This window comes from Methylovirgula sp. 4M-Z18 (assembly GCF_037890675.1).
Classification (GTDB): Bacteria; Pseudomonadota; Alphaproteobacteria; order Rhizobiales; family Beijerinckiaceae; genus 4M-Z18.
Window position 1 is genome coordinate 3,542,784 of the sequence record NZ_CP149574.1, and the last position, 22,934, is coordinate 3,565,717.

At 61.9% G+C, this 22,934-nt stretch carries 16 protein-coding genes; 10 read left to right on the top strand and 6 right to left on the bottom strand.

Annotated features, from left to right (window positions below; genetic code table 11):
- Positions 1–170: 170 nt before the first annotated feature.
- Together V9T28_RS16480 and V9T28_RS16485 are read right to left on the bottom strand one after the other, a co-directional pair.
- Positions 171–3,353: an efflux RND transporter permease subunit gene (locus V9T28_RS16480; protein ID WP_116400126.1), complete on the bottom strand. Its 3,183-nt coding sequence runs from the start codon at positions 3,351–3,353 to the stop codon at positions 171–173.
- Between the two features lie 13 nt (positions 3,354–3,366).
- Positions 3,367–4,572, bottom strand: coding sequence for an efflux RND transporter periplasmic adaptor subunit (locus V9T28_RS16485; protein ID WP_199500062.1), 1,206 nt, complete (start codon positions 4,570–4,572; stop codon positions 3,367–3,369).
- 213 nt (positions 4,573–4,785) lie between these two features.
- Between V9T28_RS16485 and V9T28_RS16490 the strand changes: the two genes are divergently transcribed.
- Positions 4,786–5,154, top strand: a complete 369-nt coding sequence (locus V9T28_RS16490) for a MerR family transcriptional regulator (RefSeq protein WP_116400127.1) — start codon at positions 4,786–4,788, stop codon at positions 5,152–5,154.
- Between the two features lie 278 nt (positions 5,155–5,432).
- On the opposite strand, the gene V9T28_RS16495 is transcribed toward V9T28_RS16490, so the two are convergent.
- The gene (locus V9T28_RS16495; protein WP_116400128.1) at positions 5,433–6,131 is read right to left on the bottom strand and encodes a GntR family transcriptional regulator; all 699 of its coding nucleotides are present in this window, start codon (positions 6,129–6,131) and stop codon (positions 5,433–5,435) included.
- Positions 6,132–6,401: 270 nt separating this feature from the next.
- On the opposite strand from V9T28_RS16495, the gene V9T28_RS16500 reads away from it, so the two are divergent.
- From V9T28_RS16500 to atzF, 8 genes are all read left to right on the top strand, one after another.
- Entirely contained in the window at positions 6,402–7,529 is a 1,128-nt protein-coding gene (locus V9T28_RS16500; RefSeq protein ID WP_116400129.1) for a BMP family ABC transporter substrate-binding protein, read from the top strand.
- A 104-nt stretch (positions 7,530–7,633) separates the two neighbouring features.
- A complete protein-coding gene (locus tag V9T28_RS16505) occupies positions 7,634–8,758 on the top strand; it encodes an ABC transporter permease (protein WP_116400130.1) in 1,125 nt (374 codons plus the stop codon).
- The gene (locus V9T28_RS16510) at positions 8,758–9,684 is read left to right on the top strand and encodes an ABC transporter permease (protein ID WP_116400131.1); all 927 of its coding nucleotides are present in this window, start codon (positions 8,758–8,760) and stop codon (positions 9,682–9,684) included. Before V9T28_RS16505 ends, V9T28_RS16510 begins: the two co-directional genes overlap by 1 nt.
- Positions 9,685–9,722: 38 nt before the next feature.
- Positions 9,723–10,424: a biuret amidohydrolase gene (gene biuH, locus V9T28_RS16515; RefSeq protein ID WP_116400132.1), complete on the top strand. Its 702-nt coding sequence runs from the start codon at positions 9,723–9,725 to the stop codon at positions 10,422–10,424.
- 10 nt (positions 10,425–10,434) lie between these two features.
- Positions 10,435–11,967, top strand: coding sequence for an ABC transporter ATP-binding protein (locus V9T28_RS16520; protein WP_116400133.1), 1,533 nt, complete (start codon positions 10,435–10,437; stop codon positions 11,965–11,967).
- Positions 11,967–12,635, top strand: coding sequence for a cysteine hydrolase family protein (locus tag V9T28_RS16525; protein WP_116400134.1), 669 nt, complete (start codon positions 11,967–11,969; stop codon positions 12,633–12,635). Before V9T28_RS16520 ends, V9T28_RS16525 begins: the two co-directional genes overlap by 1 nt.
- Entirely contained in the window at positions 12,628–12,978 is a 351-nt protein-coding gene (locus V9T28_RS16530; protein WP_116400135.1) for a cupin domain-containing protein, read from the top strand. The genes V9T28_RS16525 and V9T28_RS16530 overlap by 8 nt, the downstream gene beginning before the upstream one ends.
- On the top strand, positions 12,975–14,831 hold the full coding sequence (gene atzF, locus V9T28_RS16535; RefSeq protein ID WP_116400136.1) for an allophanate hydrolase: 1,857 nt from the start codon (positions 12,975–12,977) through the stop codon (positions 14,829–14,831). The genes V9T28_RS16530 and atzF overlap by 4 nt, the downstream gene beginning before the upstream one ends.
- 11 nt (positions 14,832–14,842) lie before the next feature.
- Here atzF and V9T28_RS16540 read toward each other — a convergent pair whose 3' ends face one another.
- The 3 genes from V9T28_RS16540 to V9T28_RS16550 all read right to left on the bottom strand — a co-directional run bounded on the left by V9T28_RS16540 (position 14,843) and on the right by V9T28_RS16550 (position 19,548).
- Positions 14,843–17,674 (bottom strand): S8 family serine peptidase, encoded by a 2,832-nt coding sequence (locus V9T28_RS16540; protein ID WP_116400137.1) that lies wholly within the window; start codon positions 17,672–17,674, stop codon positions 14,843–14,845.
- Complete coding sequence (locus V9T28_RS16545) at positions 17,671–18,252, bottom strand: hypothetical protein (protein WP_147306412.1); 582 nt, start codon at positions 18,250–18,252, stop codon at positions 17,671–17,673. The genes V9T28_RS16540 and V9T28_RS16545 overlap by 4 nt, the downstream gene beginning before the upstream one ends.
- Before the next feature lie 288 nt (positions 18,253–18,540).
- Entirely contained in the window at positions 18,541–19,548 is a 1,008-nt protein-coding gene (locus tag V9T28_RS16550) for a radical SAM protein (RefSeq protein ID WP_116400140.1), read from the bottom strand.
- A 316-nt stretch (positions 19,549–19,864) separates the two neighbouring features.
- On the opposite strand from V9T28_RS16550, the gene V9T28_RS16555 reads away from it, so the two are divergent.
- Positions 19,865–22,894 (top strand): ATP-binding protein, encoded by a 3,030-nt coding sequence (locus tag V9T28_RS16555; RefSeq protein WP_245424052.1) that lies wholly within the window; start codon positions 19,865–19,867, stop codon positions 22,892–22,894.
- Positions 22,895–22,934: the final 40 nt, after the last annotated feature.

The following is a 22,934-nucleotide window of genomic DNA, read 5'->3' on the forward strand; positions in this document are numbered from 1 at the left end:
ATCAACTCCGGGCTGCGGACCCGTCGGGTATGCTGCCGAAAGGCCACCCGTCTCGCTGGTCAGGCGAACGGCTGCGTTGGCCCTTTGGCGGGCTTGGTGGACCGTCGCGGCCCGTTATCCGCGGCAAAGATGTGGTCTCCGCCACGAATGCCGAACCGGCCGCGACGAGGTCATTCGGCTGGCGTACCATGAGCCTCGCTGACGTGACCGACGGTCGCCGCGCCATGCTGCACCAGTTTGCGTCCCGACAGGAAACGCAGGCCGACGTAGAAGACCGGCGTCAGGAACAGGCCGAACAGGGTCACGCCGATCATGCCGGAGAACACAGTAATGCCGGTCGCCGACCGCACCTCGGCGCCGGCGCCGTGCGATAGCACCAGCGGAACCGTGCCGGCGATGAAGGCCACCGACGTCATGATGATCGGGCGCAGACGCAGTCGGCACGCTTCGAGTGCGGCTTCGACAATGCCCTTGCCCTGGAATTCGAGTTCGCGCGCGAATTCGACGATCAGGATCGCGTTCTTACACGCGAGGCCCATCAGCACGACAAGACCGACCTGCACGAATGTGTTGTTGTCGCCGCCCGTGTATTTCACGCCGGTCAGCGCCGCAAGCATACACATCGGCACGATCAGGATCACCGCCAGCGGTAGCACCCAGCTCTCGTAGAGCGCGGCGAGCACCAGGAAGGCGAGCAGGATCGCGACAGGAAATACGATCAATGACGCTTTCCCTTGCGTGGCTTCCTGGAAGCTCAGGTCGGTCCACTCGATACCCATGCCGTTTGGCAACACCTTCTCCGCGAGCGCAGTGATCACATCCATCGCCTGCGCCGATGACAGGGTCGCGGGATTGGCTTCCCCAACGAAATCGGCGGCCGGGTAGCCATTGTAACGCAGCACCGGATCGGGACCGTAGGTCTGGTTGATCTTCACCATCGAGCCGATCGGCACCATGTCGCCGCGATCGTTGCGCGTCTTCAAATTGGCGATGTCCTCCACACGCTTGCGATAGTCACCGTCGGCCTGCGCATAGACGCGCCAGGTGCGGCCGAACAGATTGAAGTCGTTGACGTAGGACGAGCCGAGATAGACCTGCAAGGTTTCGAACAGATCGGTCAGCGCCACGCCTTGCGTCTTCGCCTTGACGCGGTCGACATCGACATTGAGCTGCGGCACGTTGGATTGGTAGCCAACGAACGGAAAGCCCATGCTCGGCGTTTTCATCACCGTGCCCTGCAAGGCGCCGGCGCCTTGCTGAAGCGCGCCGAAGCCTGCGCCGGTGCGGTCCTCGATGAACATCGAATAGCCGGCGCCATTGCCAAGACCGTTGATCGGCGGCGGATTCAAGACGAAGGCCAGGCCCTCCTTGATGCCTGAAATCTTCATTTGAAGATCATCGGCAATCTCCTTCGCGCTGCGATGACGCTCATTGAACGGCTTCAGGATCACAAAGGCCACACCGTAGTTCGGCGTGTTGGTGAATTGCGTCGGATTGAGCCCGGTCATCGCGACCACGTGACCGACGCCATCCGTACTCAACGCAATGCTCTTCATTCTCTGCAACACGGCGTCAGTGCGCTCGAGCGAGGAACCTTCGGGCAATTTGACGCCGGCAATCAAGTACAACTTGTCTTGCGTCGGAATGAAGCCACGCGGCACAGAGTTGAACATGAAACCCGTGCCCGCAAGCAACACGGCATAGATCACGAAAGCTATGCCGCGCCGCTTCAAGATACGCGACACTGAGCCTTGATATCCATTGGAGCTCGCGTTGAAGAAGCGGTTGAACGGACGGAACAACCAGCCAAACAAGCCCTCGATCAGCCGTGAGAGCAAATCCTTCGGCGCATCATGCGCGCGCAGCAGCTTGGCGGCAAGCGCGGGCGATAGGGTCAGCGAATTGATCGCCGAGATCACGGTCGAAATCGCGATCGTCACCGCGAATTGCTTGTAGAACTGGCCCGTGACGCCGGTCAGGAACGCCATCGGCACGAACACCGCGCACAGCACCAGCGCGATCGCGATGATCGGGCCTGAAACCTCTTTCATCGCCTGATGCGCGGCGGCGAGTGGCGACAAGCCCTCGGAAATATTGCGCTCGACATTCTCGACCACGACGATCGCGTCGTCGACAACGATGCCGATCGCCAACACGAGACCGAACAGCGACAGCGTGTTGATCGAGAAGCCCAGGAGATAGAGTATGGCGAACGTCCCGATGACCGATACCGGCACCGCGATCAGAGGAATGATCGAGGCGCGCCACGTCTGCAGGAACAGGATCACCACGATCACGACGAGCCCGATCGCTTCCAGCAGCGTATGTATGACCGCATTGATCGAATCGCGTACGAAAACCGTGATGTCATAGTCGGAGCGATAGCTCATGCCGGGCGGAAATTGCTTGGCGATCTCGTCCATCTTTGCAATCACGGCGTCACGTGTCGTCAATGTATTGGCGCCTGGCGCCTGGAACACGCCGATGACGGACGTGTTGTAATTGTCGAGCTTGCCGCGCAATGTGTAATCGCTTGCGCCGAGTTCGATGCGCCCCACGTCGGAGAGGCGCACCACCTCGCCATTCGTGCCAGTCTTGAGCACGATGTTGCCGAATTCCTCGGGCGTGCGCAGGCGGCCCTGGGCGTTGATCGCGACCAGAAAATCGGCGCCGCCCTGGATCGGTTCAGCGCCGAGCTGCCCGGCGGAAACCTGAATATTCTGTTCCTGCACGGCGCGCACCACGTCGCCCGCGGTCAGGCCGCGCGAGGCGACCTTGTCGGGATCGAGCCAGATGCGCATGGCATAGTCGCCGCCGCCGAACAATTGGACCTGACCGACGCCGGGGATGCGCGCCAGTTCGTCATTGATCTTGATGTTCGCGTAGTTGCGCAAATAGAGCGGATCGTACTTGTCCGAGATGAGCGTGATCAATGTCAGGAAGCTGGGCGACTGCTTTTGCGTCGTCACGCCGAGGCTGACAACTTCCGCTGGCAGGCGCGACTGTGCCTGGGCGACGCGGTTTTGCACATCGACTTGGGCCTTGTTCGGGTCGGTGCCGGGCCGAAACGTGATCGTCATCTGGAGCACGCCATCAGAGCCAGCAACGGATTTCATATACATCATGTTCTCGGCGCCGTTGATCTGCTCTTCAAGCGGCACCGACACAGTTTCTGCGATCACTTTCGGATTGGCGCCCGGATAGGTTGCGCGCACGATGACGGTTGGCGGCACGACGTCCGGATATTCGCCGATCGGCAGCAGCGGAATCGTGATCAAGCCGGCGACGAAGATGACGATCGACAGAACCGCAGCAAAAATCGGCCGGTCGATGAAAAATTTCGAGAATTCCATGGTTCGCCCCTGATTATTGCGCGGCGGTTGCTCCAACGGGCGCGCTTGTCGTCGCGGCATCCGCTGTGGCTAGCTGTTCGCTCGGTTTGACCGGCGCGCCAGAGAAGAAGATTTTCTGCAGCCCGTTGACGACCACCTTGTCGCCGGCAACAAGGCCAGCACGTACGACGCGCTCACCATCGATGACGCCGCCAATCTCGATGTCCTTGCGGATCGCCTTGTTGTCGGCATCGACCACATAGACATATTTACGGTCTTGGTCGGTCATGATCGCCTTGTCGTCGATCAGAATCGTGGAGAACTCGCCGCTGCCTTCGATCTGAACACGTGCGAACAAGCCCGGCGTGAAAACATGATCGGGATTGGAGACGACCGCGCGGATCGTGATCGTGCCGGTGCCGGACGTCACTTGATTGTCGATGAAATTGACCGTGCCCTGATGGGGAAGGCCCTCTTCGTTCGCGAGCCCGATGCGAACCGGGTTGTTGGTGCCTTCCCGCGTACCTTTGCGCGCCAGTTCGCTGTAGCGCAGATAGGTCTGCTCATCCGGCTGAAAGTAGACATAGACCGGATCCTGCGAGACGACCGAAGTCAACAGACTCTGGTCGGCTTGCGCGAGATTGCCGACGGTCATCTGCGCCCGGCTGACGCGGCCGGAGATCGGCGCGCGCACTTGCGTGAAATCCAAATTCAGCTTGGCGGTGGCGACGGCGGCTTCCGCGGCGCGCACGTCGGCGCTGCTCTGGGCCAATCCGGAGGTGCGCGTGTCGTAATCCTCGCGTGAGATCGCTTTTTGGTCGAGCAGCAATTGCGCTCGGCGCTGCTGGATCTGCGCGAGGTCGGCCGTGGCGTGGGCGCGTTCGAGCTGCGCCTGCGCGTTGTCGAGCACCGCCTGGTAGGGCCGCGGGTCGATGACGAAAAGCAGGTCGCCAGCCTTCACTTCGCTGCCTTCCTTGAAGGCCACTTTGTCGATGTAGCCGGTCACGCGCGGCCGAATATCGACCGCGTCGATCGCCGCGACCCGCCCCGTAAACTCGTCCCATTGCCGTACGGCCTTCGGCTTCATGGCCAGAACCGTGACTTCGGGCGGCGGCGGCGCGGCTGTCGCGCCACCGGTGCTGCCTGCGCTCCGGCCGTTGAGAAAGACTGCCGTGCCGCCAATCGCGAGCAGCAGGAGGCTGGTCCCGGCATACATTTTAAGCTTTTGAAAATACGACATATCTGTCTCCATTCCAGCGTTCAGCGCGCCGGGAAGATGCGATGTTCCAGCTTGTGGCAGGTGGACAGGGGCGGCGATTCCAGTGTTTTAATGACCGGATCGGACGCTCGCGCCCAAAGTTCAATCGTTGACTTTCAACCGCTCGTCCGCTAAATTGAAGGTAGGTTCAACTTCAACATAGGGTGAAGTTGACTTAAAGTAAAGTGCTTTTTCATGGACCAGAGCTCGGAACCCCTCGTTAGCATCCAGGAGATCGCACGGCGCACCGGCGTGGCCGCATCAGCTTTGCGGTATTACGAACGGCTCGACCTGATCCGTTCGGAGCGGCAATGCGGCGGTCATCGGCGTTACCGACAATCGACACTTCGCAGGGTGGAATATCTCACGCTTGCGCAGCGTGCCGGCTTTACGCTCGAGGAAATCGCCGAGCATTTGGCCCTGCTGCCAATCGATCAATCGCCCGCCAAGAAAGATTGGGAACAACTCAAACCCAAATGGATGACGCGTATCGACCAAAGGCTTGCCGAGCTCCAGCAGCTTAAGATCGATATGGAACGCTGCACAGGCGAGTGCGGATCATAGCCCGCTTGTGCACCAATTTAGGATCGAGCGGCCCAACCCAAGTGAGTCGAGCGCTGAAGATCGGCCTCCCATCGCGAGTATTTTTAGGCGGTATCGGCAATGGGGCAAGGGCTGATTGACGGAATTTTCTTTGATGCTGTCAAACGGTGTCAGCAGTGTGGGGCCTCCCAGGGGAACGATCAGACGAAGTCAACGTTGCGCCGTGCCTCCTGTCGTGACGTTGCCTGAGGAGATTGCGAACTCTATTTTCGATTGCCGCAGACCGACTTCACAAGTCTTCAGGCATTGGCTCTCGCACGATCGCCAACAACGAACACGGCGCTCGCCTCGCTGACGATCGAGACATGATCCCTGGCGGCCTTGCCTGCCGCTGCGCCGTCGCCGCGCATGATCGCGGTGACGATCACATCATGCTCCTGCCAGGATTTGGCCAGCCGACCTTGCAGCATGAACTGCGCACGCCGAAAAGGCGCCAGCCGGCTGCGGGTCGTCACGGTCATGTCGTAGATGTGCGTGTTGTGGGCACCGCGATAGAGCCGAGTGTGGAACTCGGTGTTGAAATATTCATAGTCCTCTTCAGCACCGAGCTGCACCAGCCGTGCAGATGCCTGGTGCTCCATTTCGAGCGAACGGCGTTCGCCACCGGTCATGCGCTCGGCCGAGAAGCGCGCGCAGATTGCTTCCAACTCGGCCATGCTTTCGAACATCGAAGCGAGATATTCCTGCGTCACCATGGCGACGATCGCGCCCCTGTTGGGCCGCCTTTCGACCAGCCCCATGGCGCTCAACTGGCCGAGCGCTTCTCGGACGGGCGTCCGTGAGACGTCGAAGCGCGCAGCGAGCGAGGCCTCGTCGAGCTTTTCGCCGGGGCGCAGAGAGCCGGTGACGATGCGGTCACCAATCGCCCGTACCATTTGATCCACGGTCGTCCCCGACCTGATCAAGCTGCGCTTTCCCGACACATCTCCTCCGTCCATTTTGTCTCCAGTCCCGCAAGGTGGATGGCTCAAGGGCTGATTTCGACTCGGGTGTCGCCTCTGTATGCCTATCTTTTGATCTCCATGTCAAACTGATTAAATTTGGAGCATAAAGTGCATGCAATTTCCTCAACACCATGCAGATTCGTTAAAGCCTAACACTGATTTTATTATATAAAATACGACTTTATGTCTGGCATAATGATTGCATGCACTTTTATTGAAACACTAATTGTCTCAGAAAACGGATGCAAGAAGGGGAGCATGCACATGACCGAGAGATTCATGTTTAGCCGCCGCGATCTGCTCAAGACCACCGCCGCCGGAGCGGCGGTCGGTCTGGCCTCGGCAACGTTTCCGATCGGGAGGGCACGCGCCGCCTCAGCCGCCGTCGGCTTCATCTATGTCGGCCCGAAGGACGATTACGGCTACAACCAGGCGCATGCCGAGGGCGCTGCGGCGCTGAAATCTGTCACGGGCATTTCCGTCGTCGAGGAAGAGAATGTTCCTGAGACCGTCGATGTCCAGAAGACGATGGAATCGATGATCAACCTCGACGGTGCCTCGCTGATCTTCCCGACCTCCTTCGGCTATTTCGATCCGCACATGCTGGCCATGTGTGCCAAGTTCCCGAACGTGCAATTCCGCCATTGCGGCGGCATGTGGACCAAGGACAAACACCCGATGAATGCCGGTTCCTACTTCGGCTATATCGGCATGGGCCAGTATCTCAACGGAGTCGTCGCCGGTCACACCACCAAGAGCAAGAAGCTCGGCTTCGTCGCCGCCAAGCCGATCCCGCAGGTCCTGCTCAACATCAATTCCTTCCTGCTCGGCGCGCGCGCGGTCGACCCGGCGATCACCTGCCAGGTGATCTTTACCGGCGAATGGTCACTGGCGGTCAAGGAGGCTGAGGCGACCAACGCGCTGATCGACCAGGGCGCTGACGTCATTACCTGCCATGTCGACAGCCCCAAGGTCGTGGTCGAGAGGGCAGCCGGCCGTGGCGCCTTCGTCTGCGGCTACCACGCCAACCAGAGCCCGCTGGCGCCCGAAAAATATCTGACCGGCGCCGAGTGGAACTGGGCCAAGGTCTACAAGATGTTCGTCGACGACCTCATCGGCGGTAAGCCGCTGCCCAATTTCACGCGCGGCGGCCTGGCCGACGGCTTCGTCAAGATGAGCCCGCTCGGTCCCGCCGTCAGCGAAGCGGCCCGCAAGCAGTTCGACAGCACGCAGGCCGAAATGATGAAGGGCGGCTTCTCGGTCATCAAAGGACCCTTGAAAAGCAACAAGGGGGTCGTCGTCGCGACCGAAGGCCAGGCCTTTGTGGAGACTGCTATCGAGCTCGAAAGCATGAACTATCTCGTTGAGGGTGTCATCGGCTCGACCGCTTGAGCCATTGCGTGTCGCCCAAGCGCGCGCAGTGGTTTCGGAATGACGACGCACGGAACAAAGCTTGAAGCACGACGCGCTTTGAGCAGGCTGAGGGAGACTGGAGCATGAAGGACATGGTGAGCAGCGCCGGCGTGCCGGCCATCCTCGGCGCCACGGGGACGAGGTCGGCGGTCGAATGGATCGCCCGGCGGGCGGAGGCCTTTGTCATTCCGATCACCGCGTTGATCGTTGGCACCGTGCTGTTCAGCCTGTTCATAACGCTGGTCGGCAAGTCGCCGGCCCAGCTCTATGAGACGATGTGGCGCGGCGGCTTCGCTTCCTGGTTCTCGATCCAGAACTCGCTGTCGCGTGGCGCGCCGCTCCTGCTAGCCGCGCTCTGCGTGGCGCTGCCCGCGCGCCTTGGCCTGGTGGTCATCGGCGGCGAAGGCGCGATCGTGCTCGGCGGCGTTGCTGCCGCCGCCATTGGCGTGGCGCTGAACGGCGCTCCGGCTTTTCTTGTGATTTTGCTCATGGGGGTGGGGGGCGTGGTCGCCGGCGGCATCTGGATCGGTGCCGTCGGCGCACTCCGTCATTACCGGGCCGTCAACGAAACCATCTCCAGCCTGCTGATGGCTTACATTGCCATCGCCCTCATGAACCATCTGGTGGAAGGACCACTGCGCGATCCGGCCTCGCTCAACAAGCCCTCGACCCAACCGCTGGCCGACATCTACCGCATCGGCAACATTCCCGGGATGGAAGTGCATTGGGGCCTCGTCGTCGGCATCCTCGCCTGCATCCTGTCCTGGCTGCTGATCGAAAAGACCCGCTGGGGTTTTGCCGCCCGTATCGCCGGCGGCAATGTCAGGGCTGCGCAGGTCCAGGGGCTCGCGGTCGGCCCCTTGATCGTCGGCTTCACCGCGCTCGCCGGCGGTTGCGCCGGCCTCGCCGGCATGCTGGAAGTCGCGGCCGTGCAAGGCAGCGCCAACGGCTCGTTGGCCGCTGGCTATGGCTACACCGGCATCCTCGTCGCCTTCCTCGCCCGCCACAATCCGCTTGCGATCATCCCCGTCGCGATCCTGCTCGGCGGCATCGATGCATCCGGCGGACTGATCCAGCGGCGCATGGACCTGCCGGACGCGACGGTACTGGTGCTGCAAGGCATGCTGTTCATCGTCATCCTGTTCAGCGAGACCTTCTACGGTCGCTTCAAGCTCTTCAACCCCGACCTCTGGCAAAGGAGCGCCTGATGGCCGCCACCGACATCGGCCTGTGGGGCGTTCCGCTCGCCATGCTGGGCGGCGCCATCCGCGTGTCCACTCCCTTCATCTTCGTGTCGCTCGGCGAAGCCATCACGGAACGGTCTGGCCGCATTAATCTTGGCCTTGAAGGCACGCTGGTGTTCGGCGCCATGAGCGCCTATGCGGTGGCGGTGATGACCGGTTCGCCATGGCTTGGCCTGCTGGCGGCCGCGGCGGCCGGCCTCTGCTTCGGCCTCTTCCACGGCTGGATCTGCAAATTCCCGAAAGTCAACGACATCGCCATCGGCATTGCCCTGATGCTGTTCGGCACGGGCCTCGCCTTCTTCTTCGGCAAGCCCTTCATCAAGCCGTCGGCGCCCAATCTGCCGGCGATCCCCTTCGGCGCCTGGTCCAACATCCCGCAAGTGCAGGCGGCGCTCAACGTCAACGTGCTGTTCCTGATCGGCGCGGCCCTTGCTGCCTTCCTCTGGTGGGCGTTCCGCAACACCCGTGTCGGCTTGATCCTCCGCGTGGTCGGCGACAGCGCCGATGCTGCGCGTGCCATGGGTCTCAACCCGAACAATGTGCGCCTCCTCGCCACGGGGGTCGGAGGTGCGCTCGCCGGCATCGGCGGCGCCTATCTGTCGCTCTACTATCCCGGCAGTTGGACCGAGCGCATCTCCTCCGGCCAGGGGCTGATGGCGGTGGCGCTGGTGATCTTCGCCCGCTGGAATCCACTCGGCTGCTTTGCCGCGGCTTTGCTGTTCGGTGGCGCCGGCGCACTGGGCCCAGCGCTGCAATCGGTCGGCATCACCCAAGGCTACTACCTCTTCTACGCCGCGCCTTACATCCTCACCCTCATGATCATGATCGCCACCTCGTCGCCGAGCCGCGCGCTCGCCGGCGCGCCCGGCGAATTGTCAATCACCAAGTGACCGCCACCCAGGAACGCTCGCGAGACCGGAGTTTTGCCATGAACGCCAGAGCCGAGATCCCCCAGCGCTATATCGACGCCGATCCCTATCCCTGGCCGTACAACGGCGATCTGCGGCCGGACAACACCGCTCTCATCATCATCGACATGCAGACCGACTTCTGCGGGCCGGGCGGCTATGTCGACCATATGGGTTATGACCTGTCGCTGGTCAGGGCGCCGATCGAGCCGATCAAGGCGGTGCTCGGCGCCATGCGGGCCAAAGGCTATACCATCATCCATACGCGCGAGGGCCATCGCCCCGACCTCGCCGACCTGCCCGCCAACAAGCGCTGGCGCTCGCGCCGCATCCACGCCGGCATCGGCGACCCCGGCCCTTGCGGACGCATACTGGTGCGCGGCGAACCGGGCTGGGACATCATCCCCGACCTCTACCCGGCCGATGGCGAGCCGATCATCGACAAGCCCGGCAAGGGGTCGTTCTGCGCCACCGACCTCGAGCTGATCCTCAACCAGCGCGGCATCGAAAACATCGTGCTCACCGGGATCACCACCGATGTCTGCGTGCACACCACCATGCGCGAGGCAAACGATCGCGGCTTCGAATGCGTGATGCTGGAGGATTGTTGCGGGGCAACCGATTACGGCAATCATCTTGCCGCGATCAAGATGGTCAAGATGCAGGGCGGCGTCTTCGGGGCCGTGTCGAATTCCGCCGCGCTCGTCGCCCAACTGCCATGAGGAAGCCGCGATGAGCAGCACTCCCCACGGCAAGGCGATCGGCGTCGAGGCCATCGGCATGACCATGCGTTTCGGCGCCTTCACGGCGCTCGACGATGTCTCTATCAAGGTGCCGGCGGGATCGTTCCACGCCCTGCTCGGCGAGAATGGCGCCGGCAAATCGACGCTGGTCAAATGCATGATGGGGTTTTACCGCCCGACGTCAGGCAACATGCTGGTCGATGGGCGCGAAGTCGCGGTCGCCAGCCCCAGGGATGCTTCGGCGCTCGGCCTCGGCATGGTCTATCAGCATTTCACGCTCGTGCCGTCGCTGACGGGCGCCGAGAATCTGGTCATCTCGCGCGAGAAGGTGCCCGGGGTCATCGACTGGCGCAAAGAGCGCGGCGCGCTTGCCGCCTTCATGGAGCGCATGCCGTTCAAGCTCCCGCTCGACGTCAAGGTGGCCGAGCTCGCCGCCGGAGAGAAGCAGAAGCTGGAGATCGTCAAGCAGCTTTATCTCGGCCGCAATTTCCTCGTGCTGGACGAGCCGACATCCGTGCTCACGCCGGGCGAGGCTCAGGAAGTGCTTGGCCTGGTGCGCGACATGACGAAGGCCGGCGACCTCACCGTGCTGATGATCTCCCACAAATTCCACGAGGTCACGGCTTTCGCCGACGACATCACGGTGTTGCGCAAGGGCAGGCTCACCGGAACGGGAAGAGTCTCCGATCTCTCCCACAAGCAGATGGCGGCGATGATGATCGGCGACCAGCCGATCGCAGCGCTCGACAGCCGCGCCGAGCCGAAGCCGGAAGCCGAGATCGTCCTCAAGGTGAAGGCGCTGAAAGCACCCGATCGCACCGGCCTAAAATCGATCAACATCGCGGATCTCGGAGTGCGCTCCGGTGAGATCGTCGGCATCGCCGGCATTTCCGGCAACGGGCAGAAGGAGTTCCTGGAAGTGCTTGCCGGCCAGCGGGCCCGCGATCAGGGCGAAATCCTGGTTCGCGGCACGGCTTATGCAGCGACACGCGCCCAGGCGCGCGCCCTCAATGTCCGCCTCATTCCCGAGGAGCCTCTGAAGAATGCCTGTGCCCCGAAGATGACCGTCGCCGAGAACATCGCCTTCCGCACTTTCGATGTGGATGGCAACGGCAAGCCGGTGAGCTGGATCAGCTCTGGCGCCATCAAGTCTTTCAGCGCCCGCCTGGTCGAACAGTTCAAGGTCAAGACGGCATCGCTGTCCTCACCGATCGCGTCGCTGTCGGGCGGCAATGTGCAGCGCGCCGTGCTCGCGCGCGAGCTGACGGGCGCGGTCGACCTGCTGATCGTTTCTAACCCATGCTTTGGCCTCGACTTCTCAGCGGTGGCCGAGATCCGCGCCCGCATCATGAAGGCGCGCAACGCGGGTGCCGCGGTGCTGCTGATGTCGGAAGACCTCGACGAGCTCCTGGAACTCTCGGACCGTATCCTCGTCATGTCCGACGGTGCGCTCGTGTACGAGACCCCGATCGCGCAGGCGAGCGTGCAGACGATCGGCGAGCACATGGCGGGGCATCACTGATGGCACAAATCGAAGCCCTGCCCTTTGCCTTTGCCTTCAGGCCCGAGACAATGGCGCTCATCGTCATCGACATGCAGCGCGACTTCGCCGAACCGGGCGGCTTTGGCGCCAGCCTCGGCAACGACGTCAGCCGCGTTGTCGCGATCGTGCCGACGGTGCGGCGACTGATCGAGGGCTTTCGCGCCATGGGCTTGCCGGTGATCCACACCATGGAGTGCCACAGGCCCGACCTTTCGGACCTGCCGCCGGCCAAGCGCGACCGCGGCAATCCATCGATCCGCATCGGTGATGTCGGCCCGATGGGGCGTGTGCTAATCGCGGGCGAGCCCGGCACGGCAATCATCGAGGAGCTCGCACCGCTTCCCGGCGAGATCGTGATCGAAAAGCCCGGCAAGGGCGCCTTCTATGCGACCAGCCTCACGGACGACCTGGAGCGGATCGGCGCCCGCCAACTGGTCTTTGCCGGCGTGACGACCGAAGTCTGCGTGCAGACGACGATGCGCGAGGCCAACGACCGCGGCTATGAGTGCCTCCTCTGCGAGGACGCGACGGAAAGCTATTTTCCCGAGTTCAAGGCGGCCGCCATAGCAATGATCCGGGCGCAAGGCGCGATCGTCGGCTGGACGGCAACGATTGATCAAGTGCTCAAGGGAGTCGCGAATGCCTAATCTTGCCTTTGCCGACCTCCTCGGCGGTGGGTGGCGCGATCTGGCGTTCGAACCTTTCCGCGATGGCATCACAGCGCACTGGCTGCTTAGGGGTGACCGTGCCGGACCATCGATCGCGGTCCTCAAATATGAGCCGGGCGCCGGCGTGCCGCGCCACCTTCACGTCGGGCTGGAAACCATCGTCATCCTGGAAGGCACCCAGAGTGACGAGAACGGCGACTACCCGGCCGGGAGTGTCGTCCTAAACCCGGTCGGCACTGAGCACTCGGTTTGGACGAAGGAGGGCTGCGTCGTGCTGATCCAATGGGGCTTACCGGTGATCATTCTCGGGGAGACAAAATGAGCGACATCCGCTTCGACATCGGAAGCCTGCAGGCAGCCTATCAGAGCGGCCTAAATATCGCCGAGGTGATCGATACGGTCCTTGCCCGTCTCGACGCGGCCGACGACCCCGGGATCTTCATCCACCTTGCGACGAGAGCCGAGATGCTGGCCGAGGCCGAAGCGCTCGGCCCGTTCGACCCCACGGCAAGACCACTCTGGGGCGTCCCCTTCGCCGTCAAGGACAATATCGACGTCGCCGGAATGCCGACAACGGCCGCCTGCGCCGAATATGCCTTCATGCCGGTCAAGGATGCGACCGTCGTGGCGAAGCTCAGGGCCGCGGGCGCCCTGGTCGTGGGCAAGACCAATCTCGACCAGTTCGCCACCGGCCTCGTCGGCGTGCGCACGCCCTGGCCGGTCCCGCGGAATGCGATCGATCCGAAACTGGTGCCAGGCGGCTCTTCCTCCGGCTCGGCGGTGGCGACGGCGCGCGGCATCGTCTCCTTTGCGCTTGGCACCGACACAGCAGGTTCAGGACGCATCCCGGCAGGCCTCAACAATATCGTCGGGCTGAAGCCCTCGGTCGGCGCGTTGTCGACAGCCGGTGTCGTGCCGGCCTGCCGGACGCTCGACTGCGTCTCGGTGTTCGCGCTGACCGTCGATGATGCCGGTGCCGTGTTTGGCGCGGCCGCCGGCTTTGATCCAGCCGATCCCTATTCGAAGCCAGTGCCGACCGCGCCGACAGGGCCTCGCCCCCCGGTGCTGACCGTCGGCATTCCGGCTAGCGCGGACCGGAAATTCTTCGGCGATGCATCCATGCAGGGCGGCTTCGAAGCCGCTCTTGCCGCGCTGGAGGCGCTCGGCGCAAAGCTCGTCGAAATACCGTTCGGCGATTTCTATGCCACCGCCGATCTTCTCTACGAAGGCGCCTGGGTGGCGGAGCGCTATGCGGCGATCCGCGATTTCTTCGAGGCAAACGAAGCGGCGCTTCACCCGGTGACGCGCAAGATCGTCGGCGGCGCCAGAAGCCTGTCGGCCGCCGACGCCTTCCGCGGGCTCTATGCCTTGCAGGCCTACAAGGCCCGGCTCGCTCCGGTCATCGCCTCCGTCGACCTGTTCTGCGTGCCGACCGCGCCGACCCACTACACCCTCGATGCCGTGCTTGCCGATCCGATCGCCACCAACAGCCGCCTGGGTACCTACACCAACTTCGTCAATCTGCTCGACATGTGCGGAATTGCCGTGCCGACAGGTACACGCGACGACGGCCTACCGATGAGCGTGACCTTGCTGGCGCCCGCCGGTCACGACGCGCTGATCGCGATGCTCGCCCGCGACCTCCACGCAGCGAGCGGCCTTTCACTCGGCGCCACCGCCTGGCCGCAGCCCAGCTTGCAGCCGGCCGTTCTGCCGCCCCGTGATGGCAGGATCGATCTGGTGGTGGTCGGCGCGCATCTGTCGGGCATGCCCCTCAACGGCCAGCTCAGCGAACTCGGCGCGCAATTTCTGCGCGCCACCAGGACCGCGCCAGTCTACAAGCTCTATGCGCTGGCCGGCCAGTTCGTGCCCAAGCCCGGCCTGATCCGCGTTGCCGATGGCGGCATGCGGATCGACGTCGAGATCTGGAGATTGGAGCCGGAGGCCTTCGGCCGTTTCGTCGCTGCCATTCCGGCACCACTGGGCATCGGCACGGTTGAACTTGACGACGGCACCTCGGCCAAGGGGTTTCTGGTTGAACCCGTAGGCCTGGTCAGTGCCACCGACATCTCGTCATTCGGCGGCTGGCGCGGCTTTTTCGGACACGGCAAGGACATTTCCAACCGAGGCGATCGGCGGGCGAATGGTCAACCTTCCGTCCTGATCGAGAGTTGAAGACTTTTCAGCTAAGAAGCGCCGATGGGTGCGAGCGAAGCTCCGGTGAACAGCGCTCCACCGGCACGTCGCCCGTCCGAAAAGACGGAGAGACCTATCAAAGCACTCTGCGCGATGTCGGTTGCCGCGACCTCAAACCTCAGCTCCGTCTTGGCTGCCAAACGCAGTCGGGGCATCCAAAGCGTGTCGGCGACTGACTCGATGGTTACGCTTTGGTGGGAAATGGACAACGATCCGGCCCCCTCGATGTCCGTTCGCATGGAGATGGTCCCTTCGTCCGTCAATTCCTTTTCGTATCCGGTCAACGGATCGTGGCCCTGTTCTCCGAAGAGCAGCCGACACTGACGGCCATGGCGCTCATAAATGCTCGCCTCGCGCCAAGGCAAAGCAGCCAAAGACAGTCCGCGGAGCATGAGCTTGCCGCTGCCGTTTAGAAGTCTCAATGCAACGCTCTCGCCGCGGCCGCTCCCGCGCAGCGTCAGCGTCGTCCACCTGGAGGCGGATGTGGCGAAATGCGGATCAAACGTTCGAAGTGCCATATTATTGCAAGATGAGGGAGCGGCATCACGAGGTAAAGGATCGTCACTATTGTCGGCCACCGCCATAAGCTGCATCACTTTATGACCGGGTCGAAGCACGAAGCGCACCGACGCAGACGCATTGGGTTGGAGATCAACCATGTGCTCCGGCGTGTCGATACCTTCTGTCGTCCAGGGAGAGCCGGCCGCGGCAAACTCGAGCGTTGAAGCACCGACATTGGCGACAAACAGGCGGACGCGAACCTTGGACGCAGACCTCCGCCCGCGGTTATGAACCGCGACGTCGACATTGACTGCGCCGTCGGATGCAGGCGAAAACACGATCGCCGGGCTATCACAGATGAACTCGCGCACAAGTGGTTCCTCGCCGTTATCATCTGAAACACGGGGGATCCAGAGATCAACGTCGGGAGGTGCCGGCGCGAGCACGCAGCCCGCGTTCAATGTTCCGGCGCCAAGAGCGGGGTCCCAGCCTGCTGCTCCGTCCGGGAGGCCGGCCCCGCGCAGCAAGGCTTGACGAATGTCGAACCAGGTGGCGTGGCGGGCGTGGGCGCCCCACGCCTCGAAGAGCAACGCGACGGTTCCCGCAACGAGAGGCGTCGCAACGCTGGTTCCATCACCAGAATCTCCCCATGGAGACTGGTTGCTTCGCAGCACCGCTGCCAACAGGCCCTCGCCGCGCGCCGAAAGGTCTGGTTTCAATCGGCCGTCCAGGGTTGGGCCGACGCCCGTGCCGCTGCTGAGGGCGAGCCCAGCCGCATCGACAGCGCCAACCGTTATGACGCGACGTGCCGTGGCCGGCGCGCCAACGGTGCTCGCAAGCCATTCGTCCCGGGGCAGCGGGGCATACCATCCGCCCCGTTCGATGTTGTTCCGGTCGAGCCAAGCATGAACTCGGCCCTGAGCTCCATTCACAGTCACCGTCCATGTACTGGACGGAAAGAAGGGCCCCCGATTGCGCGTGGGCGATGCGGGATGAAAAAAAACGCTCAGGCACCAGCGCTGGCGGCTTTCACTCGGCGTCAGCACTGCGAGGACGTTGCCGCAGGCATGGCTCGGAAACGGAGGCACCGTCACGGCGACCGGGGCCTCCGCAGTCTGCACCGAAAGGCTGGCACGCCCGCCATAGTCGACGCTTCCATCGATCATGACCTGCGGCACCGGTCCGGCCTCGATCCAGATCTCGGCGACTGTGGGGAGATCGAGGAAATCATCGAATCGAAGCACGAACTGCGCCGAGCCGTCACAAGCCGGCACGACAGCGTGGTCGTGGCGATACCCCTGCCCTCGCCCTTTCGCTGGGCGCGCGAAACCGAAATTGCCTGCGCAGACCACGACACTACGGCCGGGCAGCAAGAGCAATTCATCCAGCAGCCGTTCCCCCAGAAGCGTGCCGTCATGCGGGCCGAGCGGATCGGCCGTGGAGAGATTGGCAACAACGGGCCCTGGCTCACGCATCAGCCGATGCAATCCAGCGAGCAAATCGGCGGCGTCGCCGACGCGGCCGGTCGTCTCATTCCCGGCGCCGACAAATGCCAGCTCCGCCTTCGGGGCGACACCCTCGAAGCTTCCGCCAGCTCCGTACCCGCCAACGATACTGCTGACGATCGTACCATGGCGGCGCCACACCCAGTTCAATTCCGGATCGATCGTGGCTTCGGCGCGTGTTTCCCACTGCTCGATCTGGATCCCAGGTGGTCGCAACTCGTCGCCAGTGTAGAGCCGCCCGGCAGGCACCGACGTAGAACTCTGCGCCGCATTGACATCCCAAATCCAACGCACCCGGCTTTCACCGCGCGCGTCGAGAAACGCCGGATGTCCGACATCGAAGACCGTATCGACCACGCCAACCAGCACACCCTTGCCCGTACAACTTTGTTGAGACGGCACCGCTGCGGCGTCCCGCGGCGACACAAGCGCCGATGACGATGTCCCGGTGTTGCTGCCGGGCCGCCCGAGGCGGCCAATGGATGCCTCCAGCAACGCGGGATGGTCGATCAATCGATTGGCGCGTCTCGACGGTCCGCTTAAAAGCTGGCCGACCTCCACCAGGACTGCGAAATACTCACCGGCCGACGCGAGAACGGTGCAGCCGAATAGCTGTTGCAGATCGTCGATACCCCCGAGGAAACGGATAACAGCTGCAACGCGCACATCGTCCCAATTATCGGTGTTTCCTGGCCCGAGTTCATCCTGGCTCCACGCAAGGAACTCTTCGGCCTCGTCACGGCTGGCAAGCAAACACAGCCGCGCATCCCGCAGGACCTGTGTCGGCCCGTGTCCCGGAGAGGCATCGTTGTTCATCTTGGTTTGTCGATAGAAGCGAATGGGAATAGCGTGGGATCCGCGAGTTTGCCATCGACATCCACCTCCGAAAGAAGCATGAGACCTGATTCCGAATTGTTACTTGCTGCGTTCCACATCTGACGTAGGCCCGTAAGCGCATCGGAAGCCGGCTTTTGCTCCGGCGTTGGATTCTGAAGCAACGCAGCCCATACTTTGCAGATCTCCTCCACATCCATATTCGGCGTATATGCGAACAGCATGCGAATCTCGGAGCCTCCCTGTCCTTGACCGATGAAGGTGCCAAGATAGAAACCGATCCCAAGCTCGCGCATGGTTTGGTCGATCAGGGCCTCAGGCAGGGTTTGCGTCGGAGCGACAGGCGTTTTCAGAAACGTCTGCAACTGAGTGATTTGATCCCAAGTCATCGAACAATACCACTCGTGCGCGGCGCCGAAAGGTCCCGGATTGGACCAATTCGGCGCGGTGACGTTGTGGAACGGCAGCGTGCTTTCGGTACGTACTTCGGCGAGCAACGTCATGGCCCGAGGACCAGGCAAATTTCCCATCCTTTGAAGCAGGTCCTGTGGATTGGTCATGTGATGTCCCCCTTTGTCTTTTGAACGAGCCCAAGCGCATGAAGCTGTCCCAATGCCGCATGGAAGGCGGCTCTGGAGGCGCCAGCGCCGCATGTGTTGCCGACCGCGTCGGAAAACCCTTGCGCGATCGCAGATTCGTCACGACCGTCGCAGAGCGTGAGAACGAGCCAAGTGGTCAAATTCAGACCATGCAAGGCCGCATGGCGGGGTGGTGTCGCGTCCGGTGCAGGCGGCAAATAGGCAAGACAGCACTCTTGCTCCGGAACCGGGCGCAAGCGTAGGCTCGGTTCACGCGTCCAATAGACGCGAGGGAAGCTGGGCAAGGTCCACTCCATTGTTCAGTTCGATGTCGAATGGGTCGGGCGCGGTCCAGCTTCCGCTCCAAGCAAAAGCGGTGCTCCGACAACCTCCTTTGCTCCCGTCACCACCACCTTTTGAGGATTTGCAACTTTCATCGACCCTGCCACTGCGCAGGTCTCGATAGAGGGGATGGCTCTGCCAGATTTCGCGAAATGAAGTCGTCGTGACATCACCGAAGTCGACATATTCTCGCAGATACATGCAGCCGATCGCACGCCCTCGGGCGTTGATCGCCGCTCCTTGCCAGCAGCAATTCCGGTCTTTGGGATGCCACGACTGCATGAGCGTCAATCCCTGCGGCACTTGCAACGCAGCCAAAGCCGCCATTTGCTCATTCAATGGCAATGCGAGATCCGACCAGTTCCGCTTTGCGCGGCCGAGAGGATAAAGGCGCAGGACCCCAACACGGGAGGCGCCGAGTCTTTGGGCAAGATTGAGAATAGCCTGTAATTCTGGCGCCGTTTGACGCGTGAGAATGACAAGGGCATCGGTCGGAATGCCGCAAGCGACGAGGTGCTGGACGGCCGCGCATGCTTGCGCAAAACTGCCCGGCACTCCGGTGTGCGTGTCATGTGTCTCGGCGCACGCGCCCATGAGATCAACGAGAGCCCGGCCAAGTCCAGCGTCCCGCAGCGTGGCACCCATGATGTGGTCCAACCCATACCCATGTGTGCGCATCATCGTCATCATACGCGGGCTCGCCGCGCGGAGCAGATCGAACAGTCCCGGTTTCGCCAAAGGCTCGCCGCCCTCGATGTAAAGCTGGATGACCCCTTGCGCGGCAAAATCGTCAAGCAAGACGACCCACTGGTCGACGCTCAATTCTTCCTGGCGTGGCTCCGCACTGCAATCCGCGTAGCAATGCCTGCACCGCAGAGGGCACGTCTCGGTCAGTCCGATTGTCATCGATGTCGGCGAGTCGAGAGCTAATTTCATGGCAGTACCCGAGCAGCGCAGCACAATGGTCCAAGGTCACTCACGCTATTCGCGCTTGGCATCGAGTCAATAGTGATATTATCGCGACCGACCCCGCAAAGTGATCTAATTCACAAACGGGTTTAAAATAATCGCGTCTTGCCCGGATGTTGGGCTGTGTATTCCTGGAGAAGACCGCAGCTTTGCGGGTGGAAGATCATGGAACGGTATGCGCTCAGCCGTGAAGATGTTATCTTCACGTATTGAAAAGTGCAGGAATACTGGGATATTGGCGCCGTCGAGCACGTGCAGAGCGGGAGGCAGGACATTGAAGAGCGTGCTGGATGTCAGAACGGAGGGGCGATACCTCACGATCCTGTTTTGCGACATGATCGATTCGACCCTTCATCAGTTCAATATGGATCCTGAGCAATTCAGTGCGCTCCTTGGCGCCTACCGGAAGATTGTTTTCGAGCAGGTCAATCGGCATCGCGGCCATGTCGCGAGGGTCATCGGCGATGGAATTCTCGCGTATTTTGGCTGGCCGCGCGCGACCGGTCGGGATGCCGAAATGGCGGTCGTCTGCGCACTGGAAATCGGAAGGGAACTCGCAAGGCACAGCAAAGCGGATCCGAATCTGCAATATCTAGCTGCGCGCATGGGAATAGAAACCGGGTGGGTTCTGGTCGGAGATATTGGGCCTCTGGAGCAGATCGAACACAATGGCGTTGTTGGCCGCGCGCCAAACATCGCAGCCCGCCTGCAGCACCTTGCCGGCCGCAACGGTGTGGTGGCAGGCGAAACAACTTTATCCTTGCTGCCTGACTGGTTCCAAACGGAGGTGGCGGATACCACCGGCATTAAATTGCCAATGCCAATCCGGGCTGCCCATATCCGGGGCATGATTGACAAGGTGGCGCCCCTCGCGCGCCTGCAACCAAGCCAGTCTAGCCCACTGATTGGGCGCGAAGCGGAGCGCGAGCGGCTCATCGAGGCGTGGCGCATTGCAACTTCCGGCGCAGGACAGGTTGTCTTGGTGTCCGGAGAGCCTGGGGTTGGAAAATCTCGCCTCGTTGGAGCTTTCCTCGAGAGTCTGCCGTTGGACTCTTACCGCTGTCTCGCGTTGTTCTGTACCCAACAGTCAATCGAGGAGGCATTTTATCCGCTCGTTGCTCCGCTCAGGCGGGCGCTCGATCTCACGTTGGACGCCTCTCATGACGAGATCAGTGCCGGAGCGACCAAACTCGCGAGGTGGATCGGACACGACGCGGACGCAGAAGGTGTGGCGCTCGCTGCATTGCTCGGCGTGCCGGTTCCCGCCGGCATTCCGACAGCTGAAATTCGACGCAACACCTTCAGCATGTTGAATAGTTGGATTGCCGATCAAGCCGCAAATCGGCCACTGGTCCTTGTGGTTGACGATTTCCAATGGGCTGACCCCTCGTTCGCAAGCTTTATCGAGCAGCTTGCGGCGCACGCTGGGACAATGCGCCTGCTTCTGCTCATTACGCATCGAGCCGACCATATTGTTGAATGGGCCGAACAGGTTGGCGCGACGCGACATCACCTCGGTCCGCTCCCGCCAGAGGAGGCCGCAAAGCTTGCCGGGACTGTGCTCGAAGGCATTTCGGCAGATGATGCGGCCATGATCGCGACACGCGCGGACGGAATTCCGCTGTTTGTCGAAGAATTCGCTCGGGCATCCCGAGATAGCGGTCACCGCCCAGAGCAACTTCCAGCCGCTATATCTCAGTTGCTTGCTGCGCGCCTCGATTCCCTTGGCCCCACCCGCCATCTTGCGCAACTTGCCGCAGTCATCGGCGACGAAACCTCTGTGTCAATGTTGGCCCAAATCGCCGGCATGTCCGACGAGGAATGTCTCGAGCACGCCGACCTTCTGTTGACAAGAGGGGTGATGACACGGCGGATATTAAGCGACGGTACGTTGGTTTCATTTCGTCACGTCCTGTTGCGTGAAGCTGCCTATCAAGCTTTGCCGACCGCGCACCGAGCCCGGTTGCACGGTATGGTTGCGGAGCATCTCCGCAATTCCAATTTACAGATGGAAGTCACGGCTCCTGCGGTCTTGGGTTGGCATCTTGAACGTGCGGGGCGGCCCACCGAAGCCGCGGATTTGTTCCGGCGTGCGTCGGCGACTGAGCTTACGACGGGTGCTTTTGCCGAGGCGGAAGCCCACGCTCGCCGAGCGGTCCGCCTGCTCGAAAAATTGACCGACAATGCCGATATCAAGGGTCACTATTCTGCTCTTTCCCTCTTGGGCGAGGCCTTGATTGCGACGCGCGGCGAAGGCAGCACCGAAGTGCGGACCACATACGAGCGCGCGGCGCATCTTGCCTTGCAAGCCCGAGCAATGAACGATTTGCCGCCGCTCGTGCGCGGTCTGTGTGCTTCATATCAAGTCCGCGGCCCTCTTGCTCGAGCACGCAAACTGAGCGACTTTCTATTGCGATTGTCGAAGCGCATTGGCGACGACGCCCTCATCGCGGACGCGGAGCGCCGGCTCGGCTGGTGCCTGGTGTGTCGAGGCAGTTTCACCGCTGCCGGCGAACTGCTCGAGCAAAGCGTGAAACGCGCGTCAACAAGCGGCGTGTCAACGTCGTCCTCCGCAAAAATTGACGCGCGTGTGCGCGCATTGGCAAATCTTGCAATCTTGAGTGCATTGCGCGAGAGCGATGAAGAAATCTGCGAACGCACCCGTCGACTGGTCACGGCGATTGAAGAGTGCCAGAGGCCATTAGCTATCGCCTATGGTTATGGATGCGCCGCGATTGCGAGTATGATCGTTGGCGACATCCACGCGACATACGACTTTGCTGCAAAGGCGACGCAGGCTGCGACCGAGCATGGGCTCGTTTATTGGAGCACCATGGCCCAGATACTCAGCAGTTGGGCCGAAACGCGGCTCGGCAGCCAGGAACATGGGCTCGCCAGCCTTCTGCAGGGCCTTGCTCTTTATCGCAAGACCGAAAGTTTGGTGCTGCTGCCTCTTGCCTTGATCATGTTGTCCGACGCTGAGGCCGAGTCTGGTTCGCTCGACCGGGCGATAGCGGCCCTCGATGAAGGGGACCGCATCGTCGATAGCATTGGCGCCCAAGCCTTCAGAAGCCTCCTACTGGTTGCGCGGTCCAAGGTCCTTTACCGGGCCGGCAAGTTTTCAGAGGCACAAGATGCATTGGAGCTTGCTCATCGGGAGGCCACTGCGATCGGTGCCGTTGCAGTCGTGCGAAGAACTTCCACAGTCTCGCAGTTGCTGGAGGGCAAGGCCCGTCAAGCAGCCTATTGCGGCGCAAGTGCCGCGACGGCTCTGTCGGCAGCAAGGACTTCGTTAGAAAAGCCATTGAAATGATCACGGTTCGGACGACTGGCTGAAAGCCGAGACGGCGCGG